The organism is Streptomyces sp. (assembly GCF_050698815.1).
GTDB lineage: Bacteria > Actinomycetota > Actinomycetes > Streptomycetales > Streptomycetaceae > Streptomyces.
In genome coordinates this window covers 1-6366 of sequence record NZ_JBOHCV010000169.1, presented here as the reverse complement: position 1 = coordinate 6366, position 6366 = coordinate 1, and the positions used below count along the sequence as shown (strand labels likewise).

General features: G+C 69.4%; 6 protein-coding genes. All 6 read right to left on the bottom strand.

Annotated features, from left to right (window positions below):
* The coding region (locus ACRDP3_RS06420; protein WP_431515847.1) for a MaoC/PaaZ C-terminal domain-containing protein at positions 1 to 221 on the bottom strand (221 nt) is incomplete at its 3' end.
* Between the two features lie 4 nt (positions 222 to 225).
* Entirely contained in the window at positions 226 to 1188 is a 963-nt protein-coding gene (locus ACRDP3_RS06415) for an HpcH/HpaI aldolase/citrate lyase family protein (protein WP_431515846.1), read from the bottom strand.
* Positions 1185 to 3221 carry a protein meaA gene (locus ACRDP3_RS06410; RefSeq protein ID WP_431515845.1) on the bottom strand — a complete coding sequence of 679 codons (2037 nt, stop codon included), beginning with the start codon at positions 3219 to 3221 and terminating at the stop codon, positions 1185 to 1187. The genes ACRDP3_RS06415 and ACRDP3_RS06410 overlap by 4 nt, the downstream gene beginning before the upstream one ends.
* On the bottom strand, positions 3218 to 4612 hold the full coding sequence (ccrA, locus tag ACRDP3_RS06405) for a crotonyl-CoA carboxylase/reductase (protein ID WP_431515844.1): 1395 nt from the start codon (positions 4610 to 4612) through the stop codon (positions 3218 to 3220). Before ccrA ends, ACRDP3_RS06410 begins: the two co-directional genes overlap by 4 nt.
* Before the next feature lie 445 nt (positions 4613 to 5057).
* Entirely contained in the window at positions 5058 to 5843 is a 786-nt protein-coding gene (locus tag ACRDP3_RS06400) for a TetR family transcriptional regulator (RefSeq protein ID WP_431515843.1), read from the bottom strand.
* Between the two features lie 133 nt (positions 5844 to 5976).
* The coding region (locus ACRDP3_RS06395; RefSeq protein WP_431515842.1) for a 3-hydroxyacyl-CoA dehydrogenase family protein at positions 5977 to 6366 on the bottom strand (390 nt) is incomplete at its 5' end.

Below are 6366 nucleotides of genomic sequence, written 5' to 3'. Positions count from 1 at the left end.
ACGGACATGCCCAGCAGCAGCGAGTAGATGTAGTTGCCGACCACGACGTTCTTGCCGAAGTCGGTCGTGTGCTCCGCGAAATGGGCGTCCATGTGCAGCGGGTGGTGGTTCATGGTGAGCAGACAGAAGAGGTGGTCGTCGTACTCGGTGACGGTCTTGCCGGGCCAGTGCTTGTAGACGTCCCCGACGGTGAACTCTTCGTAGGTGCGGCCGAACTGCATGTCCTCACGCCTCCGGGGCTTCGAAAGTCGTCGTCCGGGTCATCCCGGCGGCCCGGCCCTTGCCCGCGATGACCAGCGCCATCTTGCGGCTCGCCTCGTCGATCATCTCGTCGCCGAGCATCGCCGAGCCCTTCTTGCCGCCCGCCTCCGAGGTGACGTAGTCGTACGCGTCGAGGATCATCTCCGCGTGGTCGTAGTCCTCCTGCGAGGGCGAGAAGATCTCGTTCGAGGCCTCGACCTGGCCGGGGTGCAGCACCCACTTGCCGTCGAAGCCGAGCGCCGCGGCACGCTGGGCGACCTCCCGGTAACCGTCGACGTCCTTGATCTGCAGGTAGGGGCCGTCGATCGCCTGCAGGTCGTGGGTGCGGGCGGCCATCAGGATGCGCATCAGGATGTAGTGGTAGGCGTCCGCCGGGTAGCCGGGCGGCTGCTGGCCGACGACCAGCGACTTCATGTTGATCGAGGCCATGAAGTCGGCCGGCCCGAAGACGATCGTCTCCATCCGGGGCGAGGCCGCCGCGATGTCGTCGACGTTGACCAGGCCCTTGGCGTTCTCGATCTGCGCCTCGATGCCGATCCGGCCGACCTCCAGGCCGACCGTCTTCTCGATCTGGGTCAGCAGCATGTCCAGCGCGTGGACCTGCTGGGCGTCCTGCACCTTCGGCAGCATGATGCAGTCCAGGTTCTGCCCGGCGCCCTCCACGACCGTGATCACGTCCCGGTACGTCCAGTGCGTCGTCCAGTCGTTGACCCGCACCACCCGGGTCTTGCCGCTCCAGTCACCCTCGTTGAGGAACTTCACGATGGTGTGCCGGGCGCCCTCCTTGGCGAGCGGGGCGCAGGCGTCCTCCAGGTCGAGGAAGACCTGGTCCGCGGGGAGGCCCTGGGCCTTCTCCAGGAAGCGCGGGTTGCTCCCGGGCACGGCGAGACAGGAGCGCCGGGGGCGGAGCCGGGTCACGTTGGTCATCGGGATTCTCCTTGCGGTGCGAGCTTGTTCGCTGTGCGGATCGCATCGACGATACGGCCGATGATCTCCGTGATGCCGAAGTCCTTCGGCGTGAAGACGGCCGCCACTCCCGCGGCGAGCAGCGCCCTCGCGTCGGCGGCCGGGATGATGCCGCCGACGATGACGGGCACCTCGCCGGCGCCCGTGTCGCGCAGCCGCGCCAGCACGTCCGGCACCAGCTCGGCGTGCGAGCCGGAGAGGATGGACAGGCCGACACAGTGCACGTCCTCGGCGACGGCCGCCGAGACGATCTGTTCCGGGGTGAGCCGGATGCCCTGGTAGACCACCTCGAAGCCCGCGTCGCGGGCCCGTACGGCGATCTGTTCGGCGCCGTTGCTGTGCCCGTCCAGGCCGGGCTTGCCCACCAGCAGCCGGAGCCTGCCGACGCCGAGTTCCTTGGCCGTGAGCTCGACCCGGTGGCGTACGCCGGCGAGGTCGGAGCCCTCCTCCACCGGCACCGCGACGGGGGCGCTGCTCACGCCCGTAGGCGCGCGGAACTCGCCGAAGACCTCCCGCAGCGCACCCGACCACTCGCCGGTGGTGACGCCGGCGCGGGCACACTCCAGCGTCGCCTCCATCAGGTTGGCGTCGGTTGCGGCGGCCTCTTTGAGCCGGTCCAGTGCGCGGGCGGCGGGCGCCCGGGCCGCGGGTCCGTCCGCGGGCTCGTCGCGGGTGGCGCGCCAGCGGCCGATGGCCTCGACGACCTGGGCCTCGGAGGCCGGGTCGACGGTGTGGATGGCGGTTTCCAGGTCCGCGGTGAGCGGGTTGGGCTCGGTCGACTCGTAGCAGTTGACGCCGACGATCTTCTCCTCGCCGGACTCGATGCGGCCCCGGCGCTCGGCGTGCGAGGAGACCAGCTCGGCCTTGAGATAGCCCGACTCGACGGCCGCCATCGCGCCGCCCAGCTCCTGGATGTGCGCGATCTCGGCGAGGGAGTCCTCGACCAGTTCGCCGACCTTGGTCTCGATGACGTGCGAGCCGGCGAAGATGTCGTCGTACTCCAGCAGGTCGCTCTCCACCGCGAGCACCTGCTGCATGCGCAGCGACCACTGCTGGTCCCAGGGCCGGGGCAGGCCCAGCGCCTCGTTCCATGCGGGCAGCTGTACGGCGCGGGCGCGGGCGTCCTTGGAGAGGGTGACCGCCAGCATCTCCAGCACGATCCGCTGGACGTTGTTCTCCGGCTGCGCCTCGGTCAGGCCGAGCGAGTTGACCTGTACGCCGTAGCGGAAGCGGCGCTGCTTGGGGTTCTCGATGCCGTACCGCTCGCGCGTGATCCGGTCCCAGATGCGGGTGAAGGCCCGCATCTTGCACATCTCCTCGACGAACCGGACGCCCGCGTTGACGAAGAAGGAGATGCGGGCGACCACGTCCCCCATCCGCTCCGGCGGCACCTGACCCGAGTCCCGCACGGCGTCGAGGACGGCGACGGCCGTGCTCATCGCGTACGCGATCTCCTGCACCGGCGTGGCACCGGCCTCCTGCAGGTGGTAGCTGCAGATGTTGATCGGGTTCCACTTGGGGATGTGGCTGACCGTGTAGGCGATCATGTCGGTGGTCAGCCGCAGGGACGGGCCGGGCGGGAAGACGTGCGTGCCGCGCGACAGGTACTCCTTGACGATGTCGTTCTGCGTCGTCCCCTGCAGCGCGGCGATGTCCGCGCCGTGCTCCTCCGCGACCACCTGGTAGAGCGCCAGCAGCCACATGGCGGTGGCGTTGATGGTCATCGAGGTGTTCATCTGCTCGAGCGGAATGTCCTCGAACAGCCGCCGCATGTCGCCGACATGGGACACCGGCACGCCGACCCGGCCGACCTCGCCGCGGGCCAGGACGTGATCAGGGTCGTAACCGGTCTGGGTCGGCAGGTCGAAAGCCACCGACAGGCCGGTCTGGCCCTTGGCGAGGTTGCGCCGGTACAGCTCGTTGGACGCCTCGGCGGTGGAGTGGCCCGCGTACGTGCGCATCAGCCACGGGCGGTCCTTGTGGCGCTCGGTCATGCCTGGGCCCGGTCGCCTTCGGCATCCCGGCTGTGCTTGTCGGTCCGGTCGCCTTCGGCATCCCGGAACAGATTGATGGAACCGATGTGCTTGGCCCGCTTCTCCTCGTCGCGGACGCCCAGGCCCTCCTGGGGTGCCAGCGCCAGCACGCCGACCTTGCCCTGGTGAAGGTTGCGGTGCACGTCGTAGGCGGCCTGGCCGGTGTCCTCCAGGCTGTAGGTGCGCGACAGGGTGGGGTGGATCTTGCCCTTGGCGATGAGGCGGTTGGCCTCCCACGCCTCCCGGTAGTTGGCGAAGTGTGAGCCGACGATGCTCTTCAGCGACATCCACAGGTAGCGGTTGTCATAGCTGTGGTTGTAGCCGGAGGTGGACGCGCAGGTCACGATGGTGCCGCCCTTGCGTGTGACGTACACGCTCGCGCCGAACGTCTCGCGCCCCGGATGCTCGAAGACGATGTCGACGTCCTCGCCGCCGGTCAGTTCGCGGATGCGCTTGCCGAAGCGCTTCCACTCCCTGGGGTCCTGGTTGTGCTCGTCCTTCCAGAACTTGTAGCCCTCGGCGTTCCGGTCGATGATCGCTTCGGCACCCATCCGGCGGCAGATCTCCGCCTTCTGGTCGCTGGAGACCACACAGATCGGGTTGGCGCCGCCGGCGAGCGCGAACTGCGTCGCGTACGAGCCGAGTCCGCCGCTGGCGCCCCAGATCAGGACGTTGTCGCCCTGCTTCATCCCGGCGCCGTTGCGGGAGACCAGCTGCCGGTAGGCGGTGGAGTTGACCAGTCCGGGAGAGGCCGCCTCCTCCCAGCTGAGGTGGTCCGGCTTGGGCATCAGCTGGTTGGACTTCACCAGTGCGATCTCGGCGAGCCCGCCGAAGTTGGTCTCGAAGCCCCAGATGCGCTGTTCGGGGTCGAGCATGGTGTCGTTGTGGCCGTCCGCCGATTCCAGCTCGACGGACAGGCAGTGCGCGACGACCTCGTCGCCGGGCTTCCAGGAGTTCACGCCGGCGCCCGTACGCAGCACGACGCCCGCGAGGTCGGAGCCGATGACGTGATACGGCAGGTCGTGCCGCTTGGTCAGCGGCGAGAGGCGCCCGTAGCGCTCGAGGAAGGCGAAGGTCGACACCGGCTCGAAGAGCGAGGTCCACACGGAGTTGTAGTTGACGGAGGAGGCCATCACGGCCACCAGCGCCTCGCCCGGGCCCAGTTCGGGCACGGGCACGTCGTCGAGGTGCAGCGACTTGCGGGGGTCCTTCTCCCGGGAGGGGAGACCGTCGAACATCTCGGCCTCGTCCCGGTGGACGGTCACCGCCCGGTAGGAGTCCGGGAGGGGAAGGTTGGCGAAGTCGTCGGCGGTGGTGTCGGACGCGAGGATCGCGTCGAGGATCTTGTTCACGGTAATGCCTCCGGCGAAGCGCTGAGGAAGGAGACGCTCTGAGGGGTCGTCGGTGGTGAGGCAGTGCCGTCGGTTCGGCGGGTCATGCTGTTGTGGCAGCGCTGGTGAGCGCGGGATCGCCTGTGACGCAGGCAGCCGGGCACGTGCGGCTGTGGTGCCGCTGGGACGGCGCCCGACTGATGCCAAGGTATGACACCCAGTGCCAGCACACAAGACACTGCGTGCCAAGAATTTCACTCAGTTGTCTTCGGGTGCGCACGTCTGAGCGCTGCGGGCTCTGTGGGGCCCACGTGGGGGCTGCGGTGCTTCCGGCACCGCCGGGCTCAGGCGGGGGCGCTGCGCACTGGTGAGCAGTGGCCGTGCCGGGCGGGCCGCGGACCGGCGCCGGAATCTAGCGGGCACGCTGTGCCGGCGGACCGTACAGGTGCGGGGAACCCGCGACGCGTCAGCGCAGGGCCTGCTCGATCGTGCGCATGATGTCGCCGAGAGGCGCGTCCGTACGGGCGACCGTGACGAGCACCTCGCCCGCACGCGTGGTCCCCGCGGCGGGGACGGCGCCTCGCTCGCCCGGCGGCGCCAGCCGGTTCGCCCCGAAGCCGGTGCCGAAAGTCTTTCGTACGATCGCGAAGGCGTGGTCCAACTGCGTTTCCACGTCGCCCACTCCGCCGTTGCGCAGCCAGCGCCGCAGGACGTGGTTGTGTGCGGTGACCACCGCCGACGCGGCGACCTCGGCCAGCAGCGGTTCGTCGAACTCGCTGACGCCGTCGCGGTGCGCCTCCTCGTCGAAGTGGCCCAGCAGATAGCGCGTGAACAGCCGCTCGTAGCGGGCGACCGAGGCGATCTCGCGCTCGCGCAGCGCGGGTACTTCGCGGGTCAGCTTGTACCGCTCCACGCTGCCCTTCGGCGACGCGGCGTACATCCGCATGACCTCTTTGATGCCACGGCAGACCGTGTCCAGCGGGTTCTCGTGGGCCGGTGCCGCCTCCAGCACCGCCTGCGCCCGCACCAGCGTGTCGTCGTGGTCGGGGAAGATCGCCTCTTCCTTGGCACGGAAGTGCCGGAAGAACGTGCGCCGGGCGACGCCGGCCATGGCCGCGATCTCGTCGACCGTCGTCGCCTCGTACCCCTTCGTCGCGAAGAGCTCCATCGCCGCGGCCGCCAACTCCCTGCGCATCTTGAGGCGCTGGGAGGAGGCGGCGTGCGAACGGGACGGCTTCGCGGAGTCTGACATGTGGGGAACGTTACACGCCGTGACGGGCTCGGCGGGCGGGGTGCCGGAAGGCTCCAGCAGCCCGCCCCACCGGGGGTCCCCGTTCACGAGCTGAACGAGACGTCACCGTGTGAGAGGTCACCGCACCGGTGCGTCACCGACGTGCGTACTCGCGGAAGCCGCGCCCCGTCTTCCTGCCCAGACAGCCGGCCGCGACGAGATGCTCCAGCAGCGGTGCGGGAGCCAGCCCCGGGTCGCGGAACTCCCGGTGCAGCACTTGCTCGATGGCCAGTGACACATCCAGCCCGACCACGTCCAGCAGCTCGAACGGGCCCATCGGGTAGCCGCCGCCGAGGCGCATGGCGGCGTCGATGTCGTCCAGGGTCGCGTAGTGCTGCTCGACCATCTTCACGGCGTTGTTGAGGTACGGGAAGAGCAGCGCGTTCACGATGAAGCCCGCCCGGTCCCCGCAGTCCACGGGGTGCTTGCGCAGGGCACCGCACACCTCGCGGATGGTGGCGTGCGCCTCGTCGCCGGTGAGCAC